We start from the raw sequence: 24464 nt of genomic DNA, 5'->3' as shown, positions 1-24464 counted from the left end.
TGTGTCGGCAGCCTCATAGTCCGGGGATTTGCCGGCTTTCGTTCGGCGACGATTTATGCCACGGATAGCCCTTCGCGCTGAGTTGAAAGGCGTAATCGAACAATCGCTTCATGTACTCGCCATCGAATTTGCGAGTGCGCGGAAAGTCAAAGTCGGCGCCAATGTAGGCCAGGTTGAAGTCGGCTCCATCCTGCTGCGCCATACGGTAAATCCGCTCCAGGTCGCTGATCCCCTGGGTTTGGATCAATGCACTGATGGCTCGTCCGCCGATGCTCAAGGTACGGCGCTTGGTCCCGGACCACTGCGGCTCCAGTGTCCCATTTCGAATGACATAGAAATGCCGTTCCCGTCGCAAAGGTACTCCGGCGGCCCGGTTCAGCCCCACCAAGGTGCCAGGTGGGTAAAGAAACACTTGGGTGATCACCCCGCCGTCGACGTGCATTTCGTGAAACTGTTGGCCATCTACTTCCACATCGATCATGACGGGCGAGACGGCACCGGGAATACTCATTGACGCGAGCATGATGTTGCGAAACAGATCGAGCGCTCCCGGTGCCTGGCTTGCCGCAATGGCGCCCATGTTCCAGGTGACGGGTCGTCCTGAATCAAGATCGGTTGTGCCGATCAGCAGGATTCGTCCTGTGGCGTACTGCGCCGCGATCGCCGCGAGAATCTCTGCCGTGACGTAGGTTGAAATGAGCCGCGACAGTGGCTTGCTGTCCGCTATACCGTCGCTGGCAAGACGGGTCAGCACGCTTCGCGGATGAAAGATGTCTTTTGGACCGATCGCATTGGAGACGTACCGAATCACGCCGTCGTGCTCAGGGCCCAGGTAAGCGAACGGGGCGATCAAAGCGCCCGCGCTGATACCCGTGACGACCTTGAACATGGGCCGGGTTCCATGGGTGGTCCATCCAGCAATCAGCCCCGCTGCGAATGCGCCTGCATCGCCGCCACCCGAAACGGCCAGCATACTTGCCAGCGGCAGGATGTCGTTCGGCTTCCCAGCCTCGGCGAGCCCCTCGCTTTCTCGTTTGTTGGCCTGAACCGCATCCTGGATGAACGGCGTCAGGTCGTGGTCCAACCGGTAGCGAGCATCGGGAATGCCAGGGATGACCGCTTTGTCCGTCAAGCTTGGCGGTACAGCGTCACGCCGAGGCAGACACGCTTGAAGAAACATGTCCAGGGTCGACTCGCCGGGTTTGAGCGGGAACGGTTTCAAAACACCTCCTCCGGCCCCTGCAGTCGACCGCAAGTGCGCTCTTCGTATTCGAGAAAGTCCTCACCTCCCCAGTGCCCGGGATCACTCCGCGCCAGTCGACTGCACCAGGCCATTCGAACGCCAGGTCGCTCAGTTTGCGCTCCTTTACAGGATAAAAAAACACGTTGGGTGAGGACACCAAGGGACAGAATCACCATAAATCTGTCCGGTATTTAGAGTTTTAATCCACTATTCTTGATCGATCAGCTTTCTATATTTTGCAAATGTGGAAATGGCCAGGTCTTCACCCTCTATTAATCTTTCATAATAGCTCGGATCGCTGGCCCATTCTGAGAACGTGATCTTGCTCTGAGGTTTACCACCATGTTCATGCTCAAAACCAAGCTGCCAGAACATTGAAAAACGCTTATCTACAATATCGAAAAAACTTGCGGAAAAAGGCTTTGGATAATCGTCGTAGTCTTCTGTGCATATATAGAACCAGGGCCAATTTTCACGAAATTCAACCCCATAAACAACATACTTCCTCCCGACCTCTAGCTCAACTTCTCCGCCCGGCATTGATATATAACGTTTCAAATGCAAAACAGTGTCGTGCTCTTTTATATCATTAAGATTATTGTATGTGCAAAGAATCTTCATTTTATTTCCAGTGCTCCAGACCATACGGCAGGGTCATTGCCCAAAGGTTTTATGCCATCAGCGCTATGCTTCTTGAATTTGAAGTCCATCAATTCTCCAGTGCTCGGATTTTTCACGTAATGCACAACTGAATCTTGGCCATTCTTGGATTTTACTTTAAGTTCCACCTTATTCATGCCTCCGAAGGCGGGGTCTTTTAAGTTCTCTATAATTACCACACCTTGGCCATCTTTTGCAGCCTGTAACGTCATCTGATCTTGAATACTTCTAGGCTCTCGACTCCACTTATCAGGTTTTGGAGATACTGGGTAGGGAGCTGGCGGATGTGTAATTTCATCGGGTATGATTTCTTTGGGGCGCCGCAAGACTACAGTGACTGCACTTGTACCTGTCGTTCCCTTGATATGAGATCTTGATTTAACTGTGTGATTGGTGATCCACTTGGAAAGATTTTGTAATGCCTCCTCTAGCGATTTCAATAACTTTAGAAGCGGGGACGATACAGCGACTCTGGCTGCGCTCCCCGCCCCTCCAGTTGTTGCGATCAACAATACGTTCAATACGATTTCGAAGACAACGGACCCACCAAATTCCATTTTCTCCTCTATGTTCTGAACCTCTATATAATTACCAGCAAAATTTTTGAGTATTTCTCTGCTGCGGGTGTCTTCATAGATGAAGCAAGCGATCTCATATGCTTCCGCCAGTTTTTCACGAGACACTTTTTCCGGATCAAAACCAAGTGCTTCGGTTATCTCACGATGTTGCTCATCAGAGTAGTTTTTTGTAAAGGATTGAACCCAAGAGACTCCGTCGTCCCTTTTGGCCGTCCATGCGGCAGCAAGTGCGTTCGAAAGGGAAGTGAAAGGATTAACGAGGTCGGATAGCTCCTTGGTGCCTTTAATGAATCCCCACAAACTATGAAAAAAGCCACGACCCATTGCCAGGAGTAAATGGAAGGGTCTAATGAAGATGTGCTGGCTATCCTGAATCTTCTTCAGCGCCGCAGCTTCTTCTTTCTCATGCTCAATGATTGCGTCCAATGCTTTTTTGAGTTGCTGTCGAGCTTCGTTGAGTTTTTCCTCGGTGTTAACATTTCGAAGTAGTTGGGCCTCGTATTTACCGGGTGGTGTCTGACAAAACAGTTTTTTGCCATCCATTAACCCGTAAATCGTGGTCTCACCCCCGATAGTGAGGTGGCAGGATGTATTCGGACCCAGTTGCTCACCGTTATCCCACTCAAAGAGGAGTCCGACCTCCTTTTGCATGACCGGCTTGCGTAGCCCCTGATCCTCATCACAATCAAACTGCCTTTGTGACGGCGGCCGATGTGCGCCATACATATTCGGAGACGCAGGGCGGCAGACACCTGACGGCGTCGAGTATCTTGAGTTGTAGCTGCTCATCGGTAATGAGCTCCTTCTGACTATTTTTCTGTCCTTGAATCGCTACTGTCGTATCAGCATTCGGCAGTGGTATTGGCTTCGGGTGTATCTCTCCACTAGGTCGGGGTCGGCGGGGCATACCGAGGGAGCAACCACCTTGGCCAACGTGGTCGATCTCTTTCGCGGAAGGCTTCACAACTCTCGCTCAGAAAAGCGCCGGACGACCGGATCGATCTTTAATGCGACCTGCAGCGCCCGCCATAACCAGCCTTAAGCAGTTACCGGACTACGCCAGTCGTCAGAACCAGTCGTCCCACAAATTTCATGAGTCCAGATGATTTTCCGATAGGTGAAGTACACATCTTCAAGATGCGTAAAATGCGCCATCGCAGGGTCTTGGCAGTTAGGCATGCGAGACTTCACATCGACGATAATCGCGTCTTGCAATTCGATCGAGTAATAGTGCTCCTGGGTGCCCGTTGCGGAAGTGCGATACCAGGCCAGGTGGCATTTCTCCAGACGCTCTCCCGAGGTCAGGGCGTTGAAAATCAGCGGGGAGGACTTGTCGAAGACCTTGGTGATCATCAACGGTTTGTGCACACGCTGCCCCGTTGGCTGCCCCGACTGGGGATCACGCGGGATGATCACCTGGTGATCAAATGCCTGGACCAGTATCTGATCTTCATGGCCTTGCTGGTAAATATTGCCGACCGAGTCCTCGGTAAAGGTCCCGGACGTTATCAATCCTTGCTTGCTACCTTCAAGCATCATGTAGGCAGGTGTTGGCATTGCGTATCTCCTAATGATTGAAAGCGCTGATGAGAGAACCAGCGCCCAATCTACAGCGCAAAACCAATGCCAATATTAAAAAACGTTTAAATTCAAATGGTTAAGATCCACAGCACCTCTTCACCTGTATTTAGGGAGCGCCCATCGCGCAAAACTGCGCAGAATTTTTCTCAGCTTGTCAGATCGAACTGTGTAAATTTCTACCAGGCTGAAATGCCCTTTAGCCAGCAAAAGATGGGTGGAGACTAATACGCCGACTACAATGATCGTAGATTGGAAAGAATCGAAATGATCGGACTGGAAAGTGAAAAGCAGTGGAACGGGACCAGTAGAACGGGACAGATTTGCTTAGTCCCGCAAGCCTCATCAGTAATGCGGACGTAGTAAGTCGCAACCAACTTTGGCGAGCCAAAATACCTCTTGCCTAGTCGTTAAAATAGCCGGGTGATCTCATTCAAGATTCGATCCTGGGTTTGAGTACTTGGCCTTTTGCGATAAGCCACTGCGAAAAAAGCCACGCCTTCGTAGTCGCAGCGAATTGAAAAGGTCATGCCTTCACGCAATCCATAAACAGATCGTTCTCCTGTTTCAACAAAATACCTAGCCTTAATCAGAGCCGCTCTGGCGTGCTCCAGACAGCCTGTTTGGCTAAGTGAGTGCTGGAGCCAACTAGTTGTGACTCGCACAGACGACGTCTCGCTGTCATCGATAGGTGGACGAGTGATTTCTTTTGCAGGCGCACTATAGTTCTCATCGCTGGTGCAAGCGGTCAGCCCCATTGAGATAACACCCAGTAAAAAACCAAATCGAACGTTCGAATGCCTCAGTGGATTTCGCATCGTGGGGCTTACCTTCGACGAGCTGCAATGAATGAAGTGGCAACTACTAACGTAATAGCGGGTTTCTGATCTTTTGCCAACGGCCAGCCTTTCGGAAACTGCTCACTCCAACAACGACACCAATCGCGGCTCAATCAGACCGCTTTCCAGTTCGAGCACTGCCAACGTCACCGGCAGCTTGAACCGTCTCGGCCCCGCGCTGCCTGGGTTTAGAAAGAGCCGTTCCCCGCTCCATTCGATGCGTGGTTTGTGGGAATGCCCGGTAATCACCAGCCTTGTACCTGCATCCAGCAATGCCGGAACATCGGCCATGTCATGGACCAGCAAGGTCTGCCACCCATTGAGTTCGAAACACAGGTGATCGGCGATGTGCGCCGCCCACGGGGCCGCCTGGTCATTGTTCCCACGCACGACATACAGCGGCGCAATCTCCGACAGTTGTTCGAGAATTTGCGCTTTGCCGATGTCGCCGGCGTGAATGATCCGCTCACAGCCCTGCAACGCCGCGAGAGCTTCAGCGCGGAGCAAGCCGTGGGTATCGGAGATCACGCCTACTTTCATGCAAGGCTCCAGGAATGAATACAGCTAACCATAGCGGTGTTTGCATGTTCCGGGATCAGCTGCTTGACTCACTCCGGCACACTGGCAACGACCCGGATGTTCGCCCGCCTACCTTAACCCATGCCATGCAATGGACTCCTATGAACACAATAGCCATCCAGGGTTCGCTGTGCACTGCCTTGGCCGAGTCCGGCTTGATCGACGATCTGCACTTTCGTTGACCCAGGTCTGAAAGCCGTACGATTTCCTCTGGATAATATTTTTTTCAGGTTTTTCAATAGGCTATAGATGACCGCCGAACTCTTTGCTGTACATGGCCTGGTGAGTTTCACGCTCGCTATCCTGCTGCTCTTTCTGGGCAAGACGCTGGTCCAGCACAGCACGTTGCTGCGTCAATACTGTATTCCCGAATCGGTGGTTGGCGGTTTTGTCTGTGCGGCGGTCACGAGCCTGTTGTACTTCGGGCTCAATATCCAGGTCGAGTTCGACCTGCAAGTCCGCGACACCATGCTGCTCTACTTCTTTGCCGGCATCGGCCTGAAGTCGGACATTCGCCAGTTGATCAAGGGTGGGTGGCCGTTGATGATTCTGCTGGTGCTCGCCACAGTGTTTATCTTCCTGCAAAACGCGCTGGGCATGGGGATGGCCGAGGTATTCGGGCTTGATCCGAAGGCCGGTTTGATGGTGGGTTCGATCTCCCTCACAGGTGGGATTGGCACTAGCCTGGCCTGGGCACCGCTGTTCGTCGAAAAGCTGGGCATTCAGAACGCCCATGAATTGGGGATCGCCAGCAATACCGTCGGCCTGATTGCCGCCTGTGTGATCGGCGGTCCTATCGCCAACCGGTTGATCCGTCGCCATCAACTCACACCCTCCCGGGATGCGGCGCTGGAAGTCGGCATTCTCGATCAACAGCAGGGCAAGCCGCTGGACTACTACGACGTGCTCTGGGCGTGGATGTGGCTCAACTTGACCTTGATGCTCGGCTACGGACTCAACCTGCTGCTGGTGGATAGCGGGATCACCCTGCCCAAGTTCGTCAGTTGCCTGTTCGCCGGTATCGTCATTCACCACGTCGTCCGGGGACTACTCGGCGAGCAGCGCCTGAAATCCTGGAGCGGCGCCAGCCAGGGCCTGGCACTGATCTCCGACGTTTGCCTGGGCATGTTCTTGACCATGGCGTTGATGGGGTTGCAATTGTGGCAACTCAGCGGCGCGTTGCTGTTCATTGCTTGCGCGTTGACCCTGCAGATCCTGTTGACGGTGCTCTACACGTACTTTGTGGTGTTCAGGTTCATGGGCCGTAATTACGAGGCCAGCGTGATTGCTTCAGGCTTTGGCGGGATTGCGCTTGGCTCTACGGCGACCGCCATCGTCAATATGACCACCGTGACCCAGAAGTATGGTGCGGCGCACCAGGCGTTTCTTATCGTGCCGCTGGTGTGTGGTTTTTTCATTGACCTGGTGAATGCCGTGATTATTGGGATGTTCAGCGGTCTCTAGCGTTTGCGGATGCGCTACCCAGAAAGACCCAAAGAGCTCATCGACCGCTTAAGTTTCACGATGGCATCTGAGGACTAACGCGCAGCACTCCGAGTACCGGCAAACGCACTCGTACCAAGCCAGCGCCACAGGCTTTGCGCATCCAGCGCCGCGCCGTCTACACGCAGCTCTCGCGACTGGAGCACTTCCTGGGGTGTGCGGTCGCCCGCCCACACTTCAGTCAACGCGCGTACGCTGGAGTCGACGACAAGCGTCAATTCGCGCCCGGGGTCGTCGCGGCACAGGTCTGCCACGCCCTGTTCGACCACCAGCCACCATTGCTGCTCGCCGGGTCGCGCGTCGCGGAACTTGAACTGGATGACCACCGGCCGGGACGGAAACGTCTCGATACGCGCGAACCGACGCACGTCCCACATGAGCAGGCCTGCGTCGAGTTGGTCGTCGCGCAGGCGACTGCCGATCCAGCGTGCGCCCCAGTGCCCCAGCGCCATGATGATGGGGCGCAGTTCCTCACCCGCTTCGGTCAGGCTGTATTCCCAGACTTTGCCCGTGGCCGTGCGCTGTATCACACCGATTTCTTCCAGATGGCGCAGGCGCTGTGCCAGCAGGTTGGTGGACATCCGGGGTACGCCGCGGTGCAGTTCATTGAAGCGTTTGCTGCCGCACAGCAACTCGCGCACGACCAGGGGTGTCCAGCGCTCGCACAGCGCTTCAGCACCGCGCGCGACCGTGCAGAACTGACCGTAGGTTTCTTCCATCGCCTGCCCTCCCATCGCTGCAACGCTTCAGATTCTGAACTAGCCGCGCGACTTCGCCACGCGCAGGCTCAAGTCTCTGTCAGCCAACCACCCCAGGAGAACGCCATGACCAGGATCGCCATCATTCAGCGCCCGCCCGTGCTGCTCGATCGCAGCGCGACGATCACCCGGGCCGTGCAATCGGTCGCCGAGGCCGCGGCGGCGGGAGCCGCGCTGATTGTTTTGCCCGAATCGTTCATACCAGGTTACCCGTCATGGATCTGGCGACTGGCCGCGGGAAAGGACGGCGCGGTGATCGGCCAGTTGCACGCGCGACTGCTGGCCAACGCCGTTGATATCACCAACGGTGATCTGCGCCAATTATGCGAGGCCGCCAGGGTCCACGCCGTGACAATCGTGTGCGGCATCAATGAATGCGACCGGCGCAATGGCGGCGGCACGCTCTATAACAGCGTAGTCGTTATCGGCGCGAGCGGCGCCGTGCTCAACCGCCACCGCAAGCTGATGCCCACCAATCCCGAGCGCATGGTGCATGGCTTGGGTGATGCGTCCGGCTTGCGTGCGGTCGATACACCGGTCGGCCGCGTGGGTGCGCTCATCTGCTGGGAGAACTATATGCCGCTGGCGCGCTATGCACTGTATGCCCAAGGCGTGGAAGTCTACATCGCGCCTACGTACGACACTGGCGAAGGCTGGATCAGCACCATGCGTCACATCGCACTCGAAGGCCGCTGCTGGGTGCTCGGCAGTGGCAGCGTGCTGCGTGGCAGCGACATTCCCGATGACTTCCCGGCGCGTGCGCAACTGTTTGCCGATCCGGACGAGTGGATCAACGACGGCGACTCGGTGGTGGTCAATCCGCAAGGCCGGATCGTGGCCGGCCCACTGCACCGAGAGGCAGGCATCCTGTATGCGGACATCGACGTGTCACTCGTGGCCCCGGCACGGCGGGCGCTCGACGTTACCGGGCACTATGCGCGCCCGGACATTTTCGAACTGCAGGTGCGGCGCACGCCAGCAACGGCGGTGCAGTACATTGACGAGTGAAGAATATTCAGGCGAACGAACGCCTGACAACTGATCAGGGAGTCATGCCATGAACAATGAACAGTCCTACAAAGGCAGTTGTTTTTGCGGCGCAGTCGAGTTTACCGTCAGCGGCAAGCCGGCCGGGATGGGTTATTGCCATTGCAAGTCATGCCGGCATTGGTCAGCAGGGCCGGTCAATGCCTTCACCCTGTGGAAACCCGAGGCAGTGCAAGTCACTCGAGGGGCTGACAACATCGGCACCTACAACATGACCCCACAGAGTTACCGCAAGTGGTGCAAGAGTTGCGGCGGGCATCTCTTCACCGACCATCCGGGGATGGGGCTGATCGATGTGTATGCCGCGGTCATTCCGGATCTTGAGTTTTTGCCAGGGGTGCATGTCCATTATCAGGAGTCGGTGCTGCGCATCAAAGATGGACTGCCCAAGTTCAAGGATGTGCCGAAAGAGTTGGGGGGTTCGGGTGTTTGCGTGGATGAGTAGGCGTGAGCTTGCTCGCGACAGGATCGTGAACGATATTACGTGCCCGGATACTTGCGACATCCTTGGATTTTTCGCGAGCAAGCTCGCTCCTACATAAGCAAGACGGAGTTACCTACATGGAAGTTTCCAATATATTGCAACCTGCAGAATGCACAGGAATGGAGGACATCAGGCGCGAGATCGATGCCCTCGACCAAACCGTTATCAAGCTGTTGGGCCGACGTTTTCAGTACGTTCTGGCGGCTTCGAAATTCAAGACCTCTGCGGCCTCGGTGCGCGCCAAGGAAAGGTTCGATTCAATGCTGGCGACACGTCGGGAGTGGGCTGAGGCAGAAGGCCTGAGCCCGGATGTGATCGAAAAGATGTATAGCGATCTGGTGAAGCATTTTATTGCCGAGGAGATGAAACACTGGTCGGCGCAATTACCCGAGACCTGATCCGTAGGGATTGGATTCCCCCTGAACAAGCGGCGTGAACAAAAACGGACGCCGAGGGCTTTCGCAGATCTGTAGGAGCTGGCTTGCCAGCGAAGGCGTCCTCAAACCCAATATAAAATTCAACACCGCCTTCGCCGGCAAGCCGGCTCCTACAGGTCCCGTGCAATGCCACGATGGTCCGCTGCACTACCATGCTGTTTGTGTAGGAGCTGGCTTGCCAGCGAAGAGGCCCGCCAGCCCAATACAAAATTCAACACCGCCTTCGCCGGCAAGCCGGCTCCTACAGGTCCCGTGCAATGCCACGATGGTCCGGTGCAATACCACGCTGTACGTGTAGGAGCTGGCTTGCCAGCGAAGGCGTCCTCAAACCCGCTACAAAACTCAAGACCGCCTTCGCCGGCAAGCCGGCTCCTGCAGGTCCCGTGCAATGCCACGATGGTCCGGTGCAATACCATGCTGTTTGTGTAGGAGCTGGCTTGCCAGCGAAGGCTTCCTCAAACCCGATACAAAATTCAAGACCGCCTTCGCCGGCAAGCCGGCTCCTACAGGTCCCGTGCAATGCCACGATGGTCCGCTGCAATACCACGCTGTTTGTGTAGGAGCTGGCTTGCCAGCGAAGGCGTCCTCAAACCCGCTACAAAACTCAAGACCGCCTTCGCCGGCAAGCCGGCTCCTACAGGTCCCGTGCAATGCCACGATGGTCCGGTGCAATACCACGCTGTATGTGTAGGCGCTGGCTTGCCAGCGAAGAGGCCTGACAGGCGACGACTGTGTCGACTGTATATGCGCTACCGCCAGCCGGCTCCTGCAGGATTAGGTCTTCGCTGACATTAGTGCGAAGACAGCATAAATGCTGAACAGATCTTCCTCACTTCGACGCATTACGAGGATCATCATGGCTATCTACATACTCAAGCCCCAGCGGGCCAGTCCCGTAAACCTGCGAAATGTACTCTCCTGATTTTGCCCAATGGAAGTGCGGCGTATTAGCCGGAAGTATCACTACGCTACCCGGCCCATAGGCAACCAGTTTGTCCGGATCGAAAACCGTACCGAAGCCAATGTAGAAAACACCTGCCATGACGGTGTAGATACGGTCTTCGGGATGGGTATGGGGCATCAATCGGGTGCCATTGGGCACTTTGACTCGTACAACATAGGGTGCTGGCTTGCTCGGGTCGCCGGCGATGACAGCCAGTTTTACTTCCTTTGGGAATGCGGCAAAGCTGCGCCATTCCACGTTTTCATTATGCAGGGCACCGATTTTGTCGAGTGGCAAGGGTTGTGACTGAACAGAGGATATGGCCGCGCTTGTGACAAGAAGTGCTGCCAGGGCAGCCGTTTTCATAATGTTTTGAACCATAAGAGGCACCTTGACTACGCCATAAACAAAATTGTCCGGCCGACTCTATGGGTGATTGGCATCAATGATAACGGTGTGATCGCGCATTACAGTTCATACGCAATGTAATCAATCTTCGGCTCCATATCATCACGCCCGCCACGGGTGGGCTTCTGGCCCCATCAATACCGTCGATGTTCACCATCACGTCAATGAAGTTCTCTTAAAAAATCCGCGGCGTAACATCAGCTCCATACCAACCCACAACACCCCGGAGTACACGATCATGAAACGCCAAACTCTCCTCAGCATCGCTTTCACGGTTTTTGCAGTTAACGCTTTTGCCGCTACCTCTGCTGCGCCTGTCGTGGCTGAAGGTGGCTCGGATCGTCTGATTGAAAGCCGAGTGGCTGAGGGTGGTTCGGACCGCCTGATCGAAAATCGCGTCGCTGCCGATGGTTCTGACCGCCTGCAAGGCAACACCGTCGCCGCCGATGGCTCCGACCGCCTGCAAGGCAACACCGTCGCCGCTGATGGCTCCGACCGTCTGCAAGGCAACGCCGTCGCTGCCGATGGCTCGGATCGCCTGCAAGGCAACGCCGTCGCTGCCGATGGCTCGGATCGCCTGCAAGGCAACGCCGTCGCCTAAGCCAATCGCTACATCGCTCCAACAAAAAGCCCGGCCTGATCAGCCGGGCTTTTTCGTGTTCGCTGCGTTGCACCTGTCTATCAAGGCAGCGCATCCACCTTGTTCACCGCCAGTCCCGGCCCTCCCCGGTCACCAGCATTTTCCATGGCTGCTACCAGGTCCTTGGCGCCCGCACCCCATTTGGAGATGACTTTGAATGTATCGGTGAAGGACACGTCGAGGGGATGCACGCGACTCGGCTCCAGGATGTAGATCGCGCCGGCCAGGGGGGTGGGGACCGAGGGGACGAAGATGGTGTAGCGGCCGTCGTCGAACACTTCGATGATGAACGCCGGGACCAGCGCATCTTCAATCTCGACCAGCGCGGGTTTCCAGACGGTCTGGCGACTGTCCCCCGCGATCTGCTGGGTCAGGCTGCGGAACAATCCGTAACCGGGGATGCGTTCGAACACGCCTGTCTCTACCCGTTTGCGCGCTATCTCGCCCAATCGGGTGCGCAACGCCACGCCGATCAGGAAGCAGATCACCAACACCAGTATCAGGGAAAGCAGTTGCTCGGCAGGCAGCCATTCGGGGAGCAGTTTCGTAAACGGTCTGACCAACTGCCCGAGGGACTTCATGCCCTTGAGCAACACCAGGATGGCGAGGTAGATGGGGATGATCACCAGCAAGCCGGCAATCACCCGTTTAGTGAAATACGCAAGTGCCTGGTTCATATGCGCTACCTTTTCTGGATGGGCAGAATGGCCTTGGTATCGACAAGGGTAAACAGCACTGCAGATGTGATGTTTGACGATAGTACGCACCTGGCGCTCCCACAAGGACGCGCCGGTAAAGTTGGCTTGGCGGGACCATTGGCCTGGGAGTCGAAGGTATTGCGGGCAGATTTTTTTTGTTTGCTACTATCAATGGACGGCGTCGAAGCCGAGGTCCGGGGTTTGCCCAGTCGGCCTGCATTTCCCCGACAATGATGCACTTACCGCAAATCTGCCTGACCACAGGGAGCTGTGATGCGCATTCCATTTTTTTACGCGTTGTCAGCGGTCTTTATTCTGAGCGGCTCCCCCTATATCGCGCAGTCAGCGGAGACACCCGCTACCCCGCCAGCCAACCCACCCAGTGCAGCGCCGGTCGCGGCACCCGCCAAAGACCCCGTATTCACCGAGGAACAGCTGGACCAGATGCTTGCGCCCATTGCACTTTACCCGGACCCGCTGCTGGCACAGGTACTGATGGCGTCTACTTACCCTGGGGAAGTCGCCGAGGCGGTCACCTGGTCCAAGGCTCATCCTGACGCCAAGGGCGATGATGCGGTCAAGCAAGTGGCGAACCAGCCCTGGGACCCGAGTGTGCAGGCGCTGGTTGCCTTCCCGCAGGTTCTGGCAACGCTGGGGCAGGATCCCGTCTGGGTACAACGCCTGGGCGATGCCTTCCTGGCGCAGCCCGACGATCTCATGAATGGGGTGCAACGCCTGCGTCGTCAAGCTCAGGCAGCCGGCAACCTGCAGAGCAACCAGTACCAGAACGTGACGATCCAGAATGTCGCGCCAGCAGCCCCCGCACCGGCGGCCACGACGGCGGCGCCCGCCCCTGCCGAGGCTCCTGCCAGCAGCAGCTCCACCATCATCATTCAGCCCGCCGACCCGCAGGTGGTGTACGTGCCCTCCTATAACCCGACAACCACCTACGGCACCTGGGCCTATCCCGCCTCGCCTCCTGCCTACTATCCACCACCGCCCGCCTATTACCCCGGTCAGGCGCTGATGGCCGGGCTGGCGTTTGGCACCGGGGTGGCGATCGTCGGTGCGCTGTGGGGTGAATGTGACTGGGGCAACAATGACGTCGACATCGACGTCAATCGCTATAACAACATCAATGCCAACAACCGGATCGGCAACGATCAGAACAAGTGGCAGCACAACTCCGCGCATCGCAATGGCGTGCCCTACAGGGACAGCAGGAGCCGCGAACAGTACGGTCGGCAGCTGGACGGTGCCAATCAACGCCAGGCCTATCGCGGCGACAACAACCCCCAGCGCGCCCAGGCGCGTGAAAATGCCCGCAGCTCGATGGACAGGCACGGTATCGAACGCCCCGCCACCAGCAACCTGGAAGCCCGTGACCGGGCGCGCGAAGCCCAGTCCCGGGCATCGGCCGGCAATCGGATGCAGGCCGGGGCAGACAGACCCAATGCGACTGATAGACCCATGGCGTCCGACAGAAGCCAGGGCACTGCCAGAAACACTCGGGAGAATCAGGCGAGGACTCAGCAATCCAGGAATCAGGCAAATCAACGCGTACAGGGCAGCACACAGGCGCGCCAGACGACGCAAAAACGCCAGACCACTCCGGCCGTCAATAAAGGCAGTGCGCGCAACAATGCCTTCGCCGGCGCGCGTTCACCGTCACAAACCAACATTCAAGCCAATCGCGGCCGGGCCAGCCAGGCTTCTTATCAGCGCCCCAATGCCTCGCGAGCCGCCGGCCACCAGATCAGTCGGCCGTCCAGTCCACCAGCGCGTTCAAGGGGGGGCCGCCGTTGAATAACCATCCTCGAGTAAAGGCACGCAAGGGCTTGCTTGTGCATGCCTTGGCGATCACTTTTGGCTTGGCCTGGTCGTGCATCGCGACGGCACAGCAGGAATTTCCAACGCCGGAAAAGGCCGCGCAAGCGTTCGTCGAAGCGCTGGGTACGAAAGCCGCCGATCAGAAACGCCTGACCGAGTTGCTGGGTGAAAACTGGCGCAGCTACATCCCTCGCGACGGCGCGGAGCGCGAAGACGTGGAGGCGTTCCTCAAGCAATATCACCAGCAGCACCAGATCGAAAAAACTGCGGACAACAAGGCGATTCTGTCGGTAGGCAGCGAGCATTGGACGCTGCCTATTCCCATCGTTAAAAGCGCGAACGGTTGGCGCTTCGACCCCAAGGGCGGCAGTGCCGAAATCCGTGCACGGCAAATTGGCCGCAACGAGTTGGCCGCGGTGCAATCGGCACTGGCCTACCACGACGCGCAGATGGATTACGCCTCGGTGGATCGTGACGGTGACGGCGCCCTCGAGTATGCGCAGAATATCTACAGCACCCCAGGCTTGCACGACGGACTCTATTGGGCCGACGACGATAGCGGGCAGATCAGCCCGCTGGGCCCCGAGTTCGGCAAGACCATTGCCGGCGAGCCCTGGCATGGCTACCACTTCCGCATCCTGCTGGGCCAGGGTCCTTCGGCACCGGGCGGCGCCTACAGCTACCTCATCGGCGACAAGATGAGCCGGGGCTTTGCCCTGATCGCCTGGCCGGCTAAATACGGTGAAACCGGAGTGATGAGCTTCATGATCAGTCATGACGGGCAGGTCTTCGAGAAGGACCTGGGACCTGATGGGGAAAAGTTGGCGCAGACGATGAAGCGCTTTGATCCGGATGACAGTTGGAAGGAAGTGCCGGAGGATCAAGACAAGTCGGATTGATTCAAGTCCTGGGGGCGGCGGAGTCGATGAAATCGCTCATCCTCCACGCTTTCGCCGTGTTTTTTCAGCCTCCTCCAGTGCCTGGCGAACCAGCGCCCGCGCCGCCCAGGCACTGGCGTCGAGTGATTCTTCGGTGCTCGCGCCACTGACATCGCGCACGGCGATCAACGCCTCGGTGCCCATGACGATCGACAGCGCCTGCTTCAGGCGTTTACGCGCCTTGGGCGCAAGCACGTCCTTCATCGAGTCGACAATCGGCTCGATGTAGCTCAGCCGTCGGCCCGGTCGCAGGGGTTCGTGGGACTCGTTTTCGAGCCACACCGTCATGAACGAACGCTCCATCACATGCAGGCCGATCTCGTCCTCGATCAGGAGCTTGTTCAACGCGTTCGCCGCCAGGCCCATGCCTTTGACCGGATCGTCGCCCGGCCGCCAGATGCGCTCCAGCGGCGGCATGTCACGATCTGCCGCCGTCTCGCTGATCAACGCCTCAACCGTGGGGAAGTAGCGATACGCCGTGGCGCGCGAGACTTTAGCGCGCTCGGCCACTTGTGCCACCGTGGGCTGCTGGCCCTCGTCGCGCAAGGCGATGGCGGCCTCGATCAGCGCCTGGCGGGTGCGCAGCTTCTGGTTGACGCGACCTTGTGAATCGCTGTCGGCGACCGACGGGCTTGACTGAGCGCTGGACATGGAATAAATGATACCTTGTCTTGTTATGAGACTCGTGTCTCATGATAGACCCAAGGCACCGGACCTGCCACCGCCCCTGTGCGCAGCACCTGCGGGCATCACGATTTCAGGGATTTTCCAGCAACTGAGCGCGCCTCAGGGCGCTTGAGGTCAATGCCATGAATCACACTCCCCGTTCGCGGACCTGGTTTCGACTCGCCGCCCTCTACTTTGCCCTTGGCGTGGTGCTGGGGGTGGCAATGGGCGCCTCCGGCGATCACTCGCTGTTCGCGGTACATGCCCATATCAATCTGTTGGGATGGGTGTCGATGGCCCTGTTCGGCGTCATCGCCACGCTGCACCCGGGCATGAGCGAAGGGCGCGCTGCCGCCGCGCAGTTCTGGACCTACAACCTCGGTGTGCCGCTGATGCTGGGCGCCCTGACCCTGCGCCTGAAGGGCTTTGCGGCGTTCGAGCCACTGATTGGCGTGGCATCGATCCTGATTGGCTTGAGTGTGCTGCTGTTTGCCTGGCTGGTGTTCTCGCGCATCGGTGTTGCCGCCGGGTACCTGAGTCGAGCGCCAGGCGAATCGCGCTTGTCATGACGCCGGTGACCGGCGCGTCACCCGGCCGCTGACCGGTGCCGTTTTATCCGGTACATATCGTCATCCGCATGGCTGAGTAGCGTATCGGCATCCTCCCCGTCCGCGGGATAACAGGCGATGCCGATACTGCAGGACGGCATTTTGACTGCGCCGGATTCAGCGTCCGGTGGCTCGGCCATGATCGAGAGAATCTGCGCCACTTTCTCGAAAACGGCACCCTCGGACGGGATGTCCGTCAGCAGTACAGTGAACTCATCACCGCCCATCCGCGCCACCGTGTCCGTCTCTCGCACGCAGCCTTCCAGCCGACGCGCAATCGTGCACAGCACACGATCGCCCGCTGCATGGCCATGGACGTCATTGATGCCCTTGAAGTCGTCGATATCCACAAACAGCAAGGCCAGCGTGCTGTTGTGCCGGTGTGCCGCGCGCAGGGCCACGTCCAGGCGGTCATTGAACAGCGCCCGGTTGGCCAGCCCTGTCAGCGGATCATGATGGGCAAGGAAACGCAGTTCCTCCTCGGCTTGCCAGAGCGCCGTCACGTTGCGCGCGACACCGATCCGCGCCCCCACCTCCTCGGACCAGAAGGCAGCCCACAGGATGTGCACGACGCCGCCATCCTTGCGGATATAACGGTTGCGGAAGTCGAAGTGAGGCTGGCCATTCATGACGCGGACGATAGAGGCCCGTGTGGCCGCCAGGTCGTCAGGATGCATATAGTCGGTGATCGGGGTACCGGTCAGCTCGTCGGCACGGTAACCGAGCAGCGCCTCGCAGGCATCGCTCACGAATACGATCTGGTTATGCCTGTCGACCACGAACACCGTGTCCAGCATCAGATGGATCAGTTTGGGGTAGAGCGCTTGCAGGTCAACGGGCATAGGTCAGGGAAGTCCCGGTTCATGTCGCCTGATCATGCCTGATCGCGAAGGTAGGCCGCTAGGGCCTTGTCATTCCGATTGCCTGCGCCAGGTGGCGGGTGACGCGCCGAACTGGCGCTTGAATGCGCGACTGAACGCCGCTTCGGATTCGTAGCCCACGGCAAAGCCGATTTGCGCCACATTGCCGCGTCCTTCGCGCAGCTGTTGAGCCGCCACGTGCAGGCGCCAGAGCGCCAGGTATTGCATCGGTGGCTGGCCGACCAATGCGGTGAATCGCTGGGCGAATACCGAGCGCGACATGCCCACTTCCAGCGCCAGCGCTTGCGCCGTCCAGCCATCGGTTGGACGCGAATGGAGCAGCGCCAGTGCGCGCCCGATTTGCGGGTCTCGCAGCCCTGCCAGCCACCCGCTCCGCTCGGCCGGGAGACTGGTGACATACTGGCTGACCGCTTCGACGAAGAGCAATTCCGACAGCTTGGCGATGACCGCTGTCGAGCCGACACGCCCCGCCGCGATCTCGCTGACCGCGAAACGGAACGAGCTTTCGATCCAGGCCCCTGAAGCCGTTGCGCGCACGTCCAGTTTCAATACCGGCGGCAGCGACGAAAGCAGCGGGTTGAATGGGGTTTGCGAGCCGAGGAAGCCGCACAGCAGCTGCGTGGCTTCACCGCCCCCGCCGTATTTGATTCGTGAAATGCTGCCAACGTCTGGCGGCTGGATGACTTCGCGCGCGGGCATGGGCGCAATGCCCAGGTCGCTGCCAAAGGTATGAACGTCGTTGCGAGGAAGCAGAATGAGTTCGCCTTCGCGCACGTCGAGAGTGGCGCCATCGCCAATGCGCAATTGCATGTGCCCCACGGCGACAAAATGCGAGGCAATGATATGTCGAGGGGCCGCCAGGTACGGCAGGCAATCGTCCGCGGAAAGGCTTCCATTGACGCACCAGGGCGCAGTGAATTGCGCCTCGAGAAAGACCCCTCCAGACAATCGGATCACACGCAGGACATCAGAAAGCGCATCGAGCAATTGCCAGCCCTCCGTTCCGGAGTTTCGAGCAGGTAATCCGGCGCACCGGTCATTCTTCGCCTGAACCGCGAGGCCTAGATTAGCACCAACGCGGACCCATTGGCGCCGACGTCAACCCGGACCGCCCCATTGCAACTCGACCAGAGAAGCCGGAGATCGATATGAATACCGTCGCGACCCTACCCACCCCTGATTCGGCCAATGCCGCCCGTTACGCGCAGATTGTCAGATCATCGAAGAAAGCCGAATGGCAGATCGATCGCGATTTGCTCCGGGACCGGCATTTCGACTTCTCGCGCAAATTCCTGCCCGACGGCCTGTCGCAAATCGAACGCCTGACCTTCCTCGCCACGGATGAGGCGCGCTTGCTCAGCCAGATCCAAGGCCGAACCTATGCGTATCTGTTTGGCCTGGTCGAGCGTTTCATCAGCGCCAAAATGCTCGATCAAGGTCGTGCCCACGTATTTGACGATCAACTCGCACTCGAAGCGCTGGTGCGTTTTTCCAACGATGAGATCAGGCACCAGGAGCTGTTCCGGCGCATCGAGACGATGATGGCTGGGCAATTGCCAGTGGGCTATCGTCAGGTGGCCGATCCCAACGAAGTGGCGCGCGCGGTACTGGCGTCCAGCACCTGGTCGGTGCTGGCGCTGACCTGTCATATCGAGCTGTTCGTGCAAACCCACTACGCCAAAAGCATCGCCCCGCGCGAGGAGTTATGCCCACTGTTCAAGGACGTCTTCAAATTCCATTGGATGGATGAAAGCCGCCACGTCGTGCTCGATGAATTGGAGTGGAAGGCGGAGCACGAGAAACTTTCGCCGGCCGAATGCGACCAGGCCGTGAACGACCTGATAGCGCTGGTGGCGGCCGTCGACGCTATCCTGCAGGCCCAATCGGCATCCGATGCCGACTACTTTACCCGCAATGTTTCGCGCTCATTGAGTCTCGATCAGGCAGCGCAGATCAAAACCTGCGTGCTGGGTGCCTACCGCTGGCAATACATTATTTCGGGCGTGCAACACCCTCACTTTGTCCGGCTGCTGACGCACATGACAACGCCCGCTCAGATGGCGAGGATTCAGAGCGCACTGGCACCCATCTTCAGCCATTGATCGAGTATGGCAGCCATGACGATACCGATGTGGATGTTGCTTGGATTTTCGTGTGCCAGTCTCTGGTTCATGTCTGCCATGTGCAAACCAATAGGTTCGTAGCGGTTCGGTTTACCTTCTACTTCGTTCAGTTGGTCTGTTTTCTCGCGCTCATGGTCATAGCCGCCTGGTACGCCGCATCAAGCACCACCTGAACCCAGTCCATGGCCTGCGCAAGTTGCCCAGGCCACAGTACTGGACGGCTTGTCTGATGCCCCCTAGCCAGCACTGATGTTGCCGCAGAAAAGCGCGCGGCTGCCGTCTGCCGGGCTGGTGCGAACCAGCAAGGCATAGCCGCCCCTGGTCAGTTCACTCAACGCCACCGGTGCCTGGGCCCAATGCTGGGTACGCGGGGCCAGCGAAGGATAGTCGACGCTGTTGGCCTGACGGGTCTCGTACGCCGGTTGTGCTCCCAGTTGCTGGCACGAGCCTGCGTAGATAGCGGTGTCGAGACGGCTGGATACGGCCATGTCGTGGGGGACCCCACCGACGGTGAGCCAGATGCTGGTTTGGTTGCCCACCGGGCTGAGGGTGGCTCGAGCGATATGTTCTGCGTTTTGCGGGGTAGCACCGAGGGGGACATCGACAACTTCGGTTCTGCTCGCGCAGGCTGAAATCGTCCCAACCGCCACTACCAACGCCAGCCAAGATGCTCTGTTCATCACAGGTTTCCTGATTTGAGATGCGTTGATGTCATCCCCCTTGTGAAGTCTAGTGGCCTGCTCCGGACGCGGGCGCTGGCTGATGGGTGGTCATCGCAGGCGTTGATTGCCCGCGAAAAACGTTAAGGCAGCGCAACAGGGCCGCTGCAAAGCTGCCGCTGGTCGCAAGGCCATTGTTCTGTAGATGCAATACACCTATCTTTTAATCTACAGACGCAAGGACAGGAAATCTATATGGCCGTCGCTACCCAGCCCCGATCGTTCAGCAAAACCCAGTGTGTCACCGGCCTGCGCGCCGCCGTGGGCATTCTGGAAAAATGGCGCGCCAGCAGCGAGCAGGCCTGCCAGATCCTGCGCATTTCCCGCAGCACCTACACCCGCGCGCGCCAGCATGACCCGGACTGGGCGGTGGCACTGGATGCCGATCAGATGCAGCGCATCAGTTTCGTACTGAACATTCACGCCACATTGCGCCTGGTGTTCGATAACCCGGACAACGTCTATGGCTTCGTGTCGATGACCAACGACAACGAGTTTTTCAATGGCCGTTCACCGCTGGCGATCATGGCCCAGGGCGACATGATTTCGCTGTACGAGACCTTTCGGCGCATCGATATGCTGCGGGGCGCGTTATGGTGAAGTTGAGCGCGCTGGCGGTGTTGGCCGGGCAGGCATTGCAGGCTTATCGATTGATCAATTCGAAGTTTCCGCCGATTGCATTGTTCGATGACGTGGCCAGCGCGGATGAGTTCGAGGTGCTGTTCGAGATCCAGGCACTGACCAATCCCCGGCTGAAGAATGAGGTCGGTCAGCTTGAGCTGATCCCGCGGGGCGAGATCCCGTTCGGGATTGTCGGCTGCTCGTACGCCACCGCACCTTTTACCCACATCAACCCGGCGGGCTCGCGGTTCAGCGATGGCAGCTTTGGGGTGTTGTACCTGGCGGATTCGATGGAAACCGCGCTGGCCGAAGTGCGCCATCACCAGGGCCTGTATTGGTCGAAGGTGCCGGGCCTGAACTATGAGCGGTTTGTGTTCCGCGGGCTGTCGTGCTCATTCATGGATACCGCAATGAAAGACGCCACCGCCCTGCCGATCAACGATCCGGTGTATGCGCCTGACGATTACAGCCACTCCCGCGCACTGGGCCAGGCAATTCGGAAGACTGGCTGCCCTGGCCTGCGCTATCGCTCGGTGCGTTTGCCGGGCAGTGTCTGCTGGGCGTTGATGACGCCCCGACCCGTCTCTTCAATCATCCAGACCGCCCACTACGAGATGGTCTGGAACGGCCAGATTACCAGCGTCAGCCAGATCAGCGAGGCCTGAGACCAGGCCGCGACCTGAGTCTGCAGGCTCGATATCAGTACCGGGCCATAGTTGCTTGAGTGGGGGTCCTGGCAAATTCATCGGCCCGAGCATGGGTCTGATCGCCCATGGCGGTTGCCATGGGTTCAGTGACACCCTGATGACACCGCACACGCTCGTGGGTATTCAAGTGCCTACAGACAGCAAGCTCTGCCGATCCGGCAAAAACACGAAGCCGAAATCTCCACATCCGCCCGGGCCAGGGCCAGGTTGAGGCGAACCTGCGCAGCGGCCGCTTCGGCATCGCGACCCAGTCGCTTCAAACACTCCACGTAGCCGTGCAGGCTCCACACATTGTCCAGGTGCCAGGAGGCGCGACTGAGTGTGTTATCCAGGCCCAGGTCGGCGCGGTAGGCGTGCAAGGCTTCTTCTACCCTGCCCTGCTCCAGCAGCAGCGCGCCCAGTGCGTGGCGTACCGGTTGCATCCAGCCCCAGGGCTCGTCGTATGGCAGGTGATCGTCCAGCGATTGCGCCTCGCGCAGGTGGGCGAAGGCTTCGTCGAAGTTACCCTTGCGGTATTCGATTTCGCCCCGCAGCATGCCCGCGGCCACGGCCAGGATATCGTTGCATTGGTTGTTGAAGAGGTAGCGTGTGTCCGGCACCCGGGCCCAGGCCTCGAGGAACAGGTGATGCTCGGTTTCAGCTTCGGCGACCCGCCCGCAGGCCGCATGGGCCACGCCTTTGGCGTAGTGCAGCATGGCCGTGGTCACGCAGTACAGCGCCTGGTCGGCGGGCAGCGGCGTGGCGAGGATATCTTGCCATCTGCCGAAGCGGATCTGCACGTGGAGCTTCATCGACACGAAGCTTTCGAGCCAGTCGGCCATGGGCGGTTTTTCCACCCGCAGGAGGTCTTCGATGAGGGTATCGGCCAGTTGATCGGCGGCCTCCAGGGCTGGCTGGTACTGGCCGAGGAACATCGCCGAATAGAGTTTGAAGTGGTAATTGTGGCTGCGGTACAGGGTGTAGAAATTGATCGGGCCCTCCTTAGCCAGGTACAGGCTGTCGGCCTGGATTGCCCGGTGATTGGTGATCATGGCCCCGCGGTAATCGCCACAGAGCAGGTCGATGTGCGACGGCATATGGCGTAAGTGTCCGGCGTCCGGCACCAGGTCGCGCAGGACATCGCCCGCGCGTAAGGCCCGTTCCGGGTACGGCGACATTTCCATCGTGTGGACGTACATGTGCAGCACGCCGGGGTGCGGTGCATCGCCCTGTTGCTCCATGCGTTGCAGGGCCCGTTCGAGTACGGCCACCGTCTCAAGGGTGTCGGCACCTGCTGCCGGCTGGCCAGTTTTCAGGTCCCACAACTGCCAGGGCGTGCGGTCGATCAGCGCTTCGGCGAACAGTGTCACCACGTCGGGATCGTCGGGAAAGCTGCGATAGACATCGCGCATGGACGCCGCATAGGCATCGTTCCAGGTGAAAAGCTCGTCAACGCTGCTCGCCTGTTCGGCTTGGTAGCGTTGCTGTATCGCGTGGATCAGGGCCTGTTCCACTGGTGTCGTGCCGTCAAGGTGCACCAGCGCGATTTGTGTCGCCAGTCGTGCCTGGGCCACGGCCTCCTTGAGCTCTTGCTCGATGAAGGCGTCCCAGCGTTTGTTGTAGTTGGGCCCCGAGGCATAGGCGATGCCCCAGTAGGCCATCGCGCAGTCGCGATCGTGTTCCAGGGCTTTCTGGAAACAGCGGATGGCTTCGTCATGGTTGTAGCCGTAGCACCACATCAGGCCGCGGTCGAACCAAAGCTGGGCCTGGGCTGAACTCGTCGTCACGGGGCGGCTGTAGGTGCCCAGATCGTAATAGTCGTGCATCGGTTTATCCTCTCGATCAGAGTGCGGAACCTGCGAAAAACCAGCATACCCCTGCGCACCTGGCCTGGCGCCATAACCGACGACAGGCTGCGTCGGTGCAATCGATCCACTGCGTTGCAGGGCTCTTCACCTGGTTGCTGATCGACTATCCTGTGGTCCCGATTCTACCCGTGCCGCCATTCCACCGGAGACACCATGCCGCCCCTGACAGCCCGAGAGGTTTACCAGCAACTGCGCGATGCCGCCCTGGGCCTGCGCCCGCTCAAGTGCCTTGATCAACGATCCAGCCCGATGCAGGTGGATATCGAGGGCTGGCATTTGAGCCTGGATGTCGACGGCACCCACCTGCGCCACTGCCAGCATTGCCAGAGTCCGGACGGCCGAGCGTTCGACGGTGGGCCGCGTTTCGGTACTGACCCGGTGAGTTTGCTCAGCACCTGGGAGCTGGCGCAGATCGAGCGGTTGCTGGTTGGCGACTGAGTTCGGGCCAGGGCAACGCAAAAGTGCTCGTTGAACTATCGTTCATCTGACTCAGCTGTGATACATAAGACCGGATGCGCATCCCGAACCCATGAGGTTGCTTATGTTCCACAGCCCACGCTTGCCGCAAGCGCTGACTTGCTCGTTGTTCGGCTTATTCGCCAGCGTCGCCAACGCCGCCCTGCCCACCCCGGCGCCCGAATCGCTGCAGCCACTGCTGAACACCATCAACGAGCGCCTGAATGTTGCCAACCTGGTGGCGCTGACCAAATGGGACACCGGCAAACCGATCCAGGATACCGCCCGGGAAACCCTGCTCATCACTCTTGCGAGGAAGCAGGCCGTCGCAAACAACGTCGACCCGGATGAAGCCGCCGAACTGACCGCCGCGCAGATCGAAGCCAACAAACTGGTGCAGTATGGACTGATTGCGCAATGGCAAGCAGCGCACAAGGCGCCCGACCTGCCACGGCCGGACCTGAACCAGCTGCGGGCAAAGCTGGAAGAACTGCAAGTGCGTCTGTTGCATCAATATGCCGATTTCGTGCCCTATCGCGTCGACCCCAATTGCCCGGAGTGGCTGGCTGAGCAGCGCTCCGAGCTGATCAAGGATGCCCTGCATGGCCAGGCATTGATCCGTGCGACGGGGGAGTTGTGCGTCACGGATTCATAGGCGCCCTCGCCTGCCGCC

At 58.6% G+C, this 24464-nt stretch carries 27 protein-coding genes and 1 pseudogene; 14 read left to right on the top strand and 14 right to left on the bottom strand.

Translation table 11 applies throughout. From position 1 onward, the window contains the following. Window positions 1-13 precede the first annotated feature (13 nt). The 6 genes from BKX96_RS27850 to BKX96_RS27830 form a co-directional block, all read right to left on the bottom strand. A complete protein-coding gene (locus tag BKX96_RS27850) occupies window positions 14-1222 on the bottom strand; it encodes a patatin-like phospholipase family protein (RefSeq protein WP_046817631.1) in 1209 nt (402 codons plus the stop codon). A gap of 228 nt (window positions 1223-1450) precedes the next feature. Beyond that, on the bottom strand, window positions 1451-1864 hold the full coding sequence (locus BKX96_RS27845) for a hypothetical protein (protein ID WP_077186024.1): 414 nt from the start codon (window positions 1862-1864) through the stop codon (window positions 1451-1453). Then, window positions 1861-3270: a hypothetical protein gene (locus BKX96_RS33340; protein WP_256721685.1), complete on the bottom strand. Its 1410-nt coding sequence runs from the start codon at window positions 3268-3270 to the stop codon at window positions 1861-1863. Before BKX96_RS33340 ends, BKX96_RS27845 begins: the two co-directional genes overlap by 4 nt. 249 nt (window positions 3271-3519) lie before the next feature. Then, window positions 3520-4038, bottom strand: a complete 519-nt coding sequence (locus tag BKX96_RS27835) for an Hcp family type VI secretion system effector (RefSeq protein ID WP_077186022.1) — start codon at window positions 4036-4038, stop codon at window positions 3520-3522. Window positions 4039-4469: 431 nt separating this feature from the next. Continuing rightward, entirely contained in the window at window positions 4470-4877 is a 408-nt protein-coding gene (locus BKX96_RS32630; protein WP_143512482.1) for a hypothetical protein, read from the bottom strand. 102 nt (window positions 4878-4979) lie between these two features. Beyond that, window positions 4980-5438: a metallophosphoesterase family protein gene (locus BKX96_RS27830; protein ID WP_077186021.1), complete on the bottom strand. Its 459-nt coding sequence runs from the start codon at window positions 5436-5438 to the stop codon at window positions 4980-4982. A 288-nt stretch (window positions 5439-5726) separates the two neighbouring features. Here BKX96_RS27830 and gltS point away from each other — a divergent pair, with 288 nt between their 5' ends. After that, window positions 5727-6941, top strand: a complete 1215-nt coding sequence (gene gltS / locus BKX96_RS27825) for a sodium/glutamate symporter (RefSeq protein ID WP_046817633.1) — start codon at window positions 5727-5729, stop codon at window positions 6939-6941. A 74-nt stretch (window positions 6942-7015) separates the two neighbouring features. Here gltS and BKX96_RS27820 read toward each other — a convergent pair whose 3' ends face one another. Next, window positions 7016-7699: a winged helix-turn-helix transcriptional regulator gene (locus tag BKX96_RS27820; protein ID WP_046817634.1), complete on the bottom strand. Its 684-nt coding sequence runs from the start codon at window positions 7697-7699 to the stop codon at window positions 7016-7018. 105 nt (window positions 7700-7804) lie between these two features. On the opposite strand from BKX96_RS27820, the gene BKX96_RS27815 reads away from it, so the two are divergent. From BKX96_RS27815 to BKX96_RS27805, 3 genes are all read left to right on the top strand, one after another. After that, window positions 7805-8746 (top strand): carbon-nitrogen hydrolase family protein, encoded by a 942-nt coding sequence (locus tag BKX96_RS27815; protein ID WP_077186020.1) that lies wholly within the window; start codon window positions 7805-7807, stop codon window positions 8744-8746. 49 nt (window positions 8747-8795) lie between these two features. Next, on the top strand, window positions 8796-9230 hold the full coding sequence (locus tag BKX96_RS27810; RefSeq protein WP_077186019.1) for a GFA family protein: 435 nt from the start codon (window positions 8796-8798) through the stop codon (window positions 9228-9230). Between the two features lie 116 nt (window positions 9231-9346). Then, complete coding sequence (locus BKX96_RS27805; RefSeq protein ID WP_077186018.1) at window positions 9347-9667, top strand: isochorismate lyase; 321 nt, start codon at window positions 9347-9349, stop codon at window positions 9665-9667. Between the two features lie 868 nt (window positions 9668-10535). Here BKX96_RS27805 and BKX96_RS27800 read toward each other — a convergent pair. Beyond that, window positions 10536-11030: a cupin domain-containing protein gene (locus BKX96_RS27800; RefSeq protein WP_077186017.1), complete on the bottom strand. Its 495-nt coding sequence runs from the start codon at window positions 11028-11030 to the stop codon at window positions 10536-10538. A 265-nt stretch (window positions 11031-11295) separates the two neighbouring features. Between BKX96_RS27800 and BKX96_RS27795 the strand changes: the two genes are divergently transcribed. Beyond that, the gene (locus tag BKX96_RS27795) at window positions 11296-11658 is read left to right on the top strand and encodes a hypothetical protein (protein WP_077186016.1); all 363 of its coding nucleotides are present in this window, start codon (window positions 11296-11298) and stop codon (window positions 11656-11658) included. Between the two features lie 80 nt (window positions 11659-11738). Here the strand turns inward: BKX96_RS27795 and BKX96_RS27790 are convergent, their stop codons facing one another. Continuing rightward, window positions 11739-12374 (bottom strand): DUF502 domain-containing protein, encoded by a 636-nt coding sequence (locus tag BKX96_RS27790; RefSeq protein ID WP_046817642.1) that lies wholly within the window; start codon window positions 12372-12374, stop codon window positions 11739-11741. A gap of 294 nt (window positions 12375-12668) precedes the next feature. On the opposite strand from BKX96_RS27790, the gene BKX96_RS27785 reads away from it, so the two are divergent. Both BKX96_RS27785 and BKX96_RS27780 read left to right on the top strand, forming a co-directional pair. Further along, the gene (locus BKX96_RS27785) at window positions 12669-14201 is read left to right on the top strand and encodes a DUF3300 domain-containing protein (protein WP_077186015.1); all 1533 of its coding nucleotides are present in this window, start codon (window positions 12669-12671) and stop codon (window positions 14199-14201) included. Continuing rightward, window positions 14198-15124 carry a DUF2950 domain-containing protein gene (locus tag BKX96_RS27780; protein WP_410454550.1) on the top strand — a complete coding sequence of 309 codons (927 nt, stop codon included), beginning with the start codon at window positions 14198-14200 and terminating at the stop codon, window positions 15122-15124. The genes BKX96_RS27785 and BKX96_RS27780 overlap by 4 nt, the downstream gene beginning before the upstream one ends. A gap of 36 nt (window positions 15125-15160) precedes the next feature. Here the strand turns inward: BKX96_RS27780 and BKX96_RS27775 are convergent, their stop codons facing one another. Next, window positions 15161-15814 (bottom strand): TetR/AcrR family transcriptional regulator, encoded by a 654-nt coding sequence (locus tag BKX96_RS27775; RefSeq protein WP_077186014.1) that lies wholly within the window; start codon window positions 15812-15814, stop codon window positions 15161-15163. A 158-nt stretch (window positions 15815-15972) separates the two neighbouring features. On the opposite strand from BKX96_RS27775, the gene BKX96_RS27770 reads away from it, so the two are divergent. Further along, window positions 15973-16398: a hypothetical protein gene (locus BKX96_RS27770; RefSeq protein ID WP_046817646.1), complete on the top strand. Its 426-nt coding sequence runs from the start codon at window positions 15973-15975 to the stop codon at window positions 16396-16398. 17 nt (window positions 16399-16415) lie between these two features. Here BKX96_RS27770 and BKX96_RS27765 read toward each other — a convergent pair whose 3' ends face one another. After that, a complete protein-coding gene (locus BKX96_RS27765) occupies window positions 16416-17279 on the bottom strand; it encodes a sensor domain-containing diguanylate cyclase (RefSeq protein WP_046817647.1) in 864 nt (287 codons plus the stop codon). Between the two features lie 69 nt (window positions 17280-17348). Continuing rightward, window positions 17349-18305 carry an AraC family transcriptional regulator gene (locus BKX96_RS27760; protein ID WP_046817648.1) on the bottom strand — a complete coding sequence of 319 codons (957 nt, stop codon included), beginning with the start codon at window positions 18303-18305 and terminating at the stop codon, window positions 17349-17351. 161 nt (window positions 18306-18466) lie between these two features. Here BKX96_RS27760 and BKX96_RS27755 point away from each other — a divergent pair, with 161 nt between their 5' ends. Together BKX96_RS27755 and BKX96_RS33335 are read left to right on the top strand one after the other, a co-directional pair. Beyond that, window positions 18467-19420 carry a diiron oxygenase gene (locus BKX96_RS27755; protein ID WP_077186013.1) on the top strand — a complete coding sequence of 318 codons (954 nt, stop codon included), beginning with the start codon at window positions 18467-18469 and terminating at the stop codon, window positions 19418-19420. A 50-nt stretch (window positions 19421-19470) separates the two neighbouring features. Continuing rightward, window positions 19471-19614, top strand: a pseudogene (locus BKX96_RS33335) (MAPEG family protein); the annotation flags it as partial. A gap of 63 nt (window positions 19615-19677) precedes the next feature. Here BKX96_RS33335 and BKX96_RS27745 read toward each other — a convergent pair. Further along, a complete protein-coding gene (locus BKX96_RS27745; protein WP_046817651.1) occupies window positions 19678-20121 on the bottom strand; it encodes a hypothetical protein in 444 nt (147 codons plus the stop codon). 234 nt (window positions 20122-20355) lie between these two features. On the opposite strand from BKX96_RS27745, the gene BKX96_RS27740 reads away from it, so the two are divergent. Beyond that, window positions 20356-20760 (top strand): antitoxin Xre-like helix-turn-helix domain-containing protein, encoded by a 405-nt coding sequence (locus BKX96_RS27740; RefSeq protein WP_046817652.1) that lies wholly within the window; start codon window positions 20356-20358, stop codon window positions 20758-20760. Continuing rightward, window positions 20754-21446 (top strand): RES family NAD+ phosphorylase, encoded by a 693-nt coding sequence (locus tag BKX96_RS27735; protein ID WP_046817653.1) that lies wholly within the window; start codon window positions 20754-20756, stop codon window positions 21444-21446. The genes BKX96_RS27740 and BKX96_RS27735 overlap by 7 nt, the downstream gene beginning before the upstream one ends. Before the next feature lie 173 nt (window positions 21447-21619). Here the strand turns inward: BKX96_RS27735 and BKX96_RS27730 are convergent, their stop codons facing one another. Continuing rightward, window positions 21620-23293 (bottom strand): tetratricopeptide repeat protein, encoded by a 1674-nt coding sequence (locus tag BKX96_RS27730; RefSeq protein WP_046817654.1) that lies wholly within the window; start codon window positions 23291-23293, stop codon window positions 21620-21622. A gap of 195 nt (window positions 23294-23488) precedes the next feature. On the opposite strand from BKX96_RS27730, the gene BKX96_RS27725 reads away from it, so the two are divergent. Further along, window positions 23489-23773 carry a DUF7693 family protein gene (locus tag BKX96_RS27725; RefSeq protein ID WP_077186012.1) on the top strand — a complete coding sequence of 95 codons (285 nt, stop codon included), beginning with the start codon at window positions 23489-23491 and terminating at the stop codon, window positions 23771-23773. A gap of 103 nt (window positions 23774-23876) precedes the next feature. Continuing rightward, window positions 23877-24446, top strand: coding sequence for a chorismate mutase (locus BKX96_RS27720; RefSeq protein WP_077186011.1), 570 nt, complete (start codon window positions 23877-23879; stop codon window positions 24444-24446). The last annotated feature ends 18 nt before the right edge of the window (window positions 24447-24464 follow it).

This window comes from Pseudomonas putida (assembly GCF_001976065.1).
In the GTDB taxonomy this organism is placed as follows: Bacteria; Pseudomonadota; Gammaproteobacteria; order Pseudomonadales; family Pseudomonadaceae; genus Aquipseudomonas; species Aquipseudomonas serbica.
This window is presented reverse-complemented; position numbering and strand designations above follow the sequence as displayed.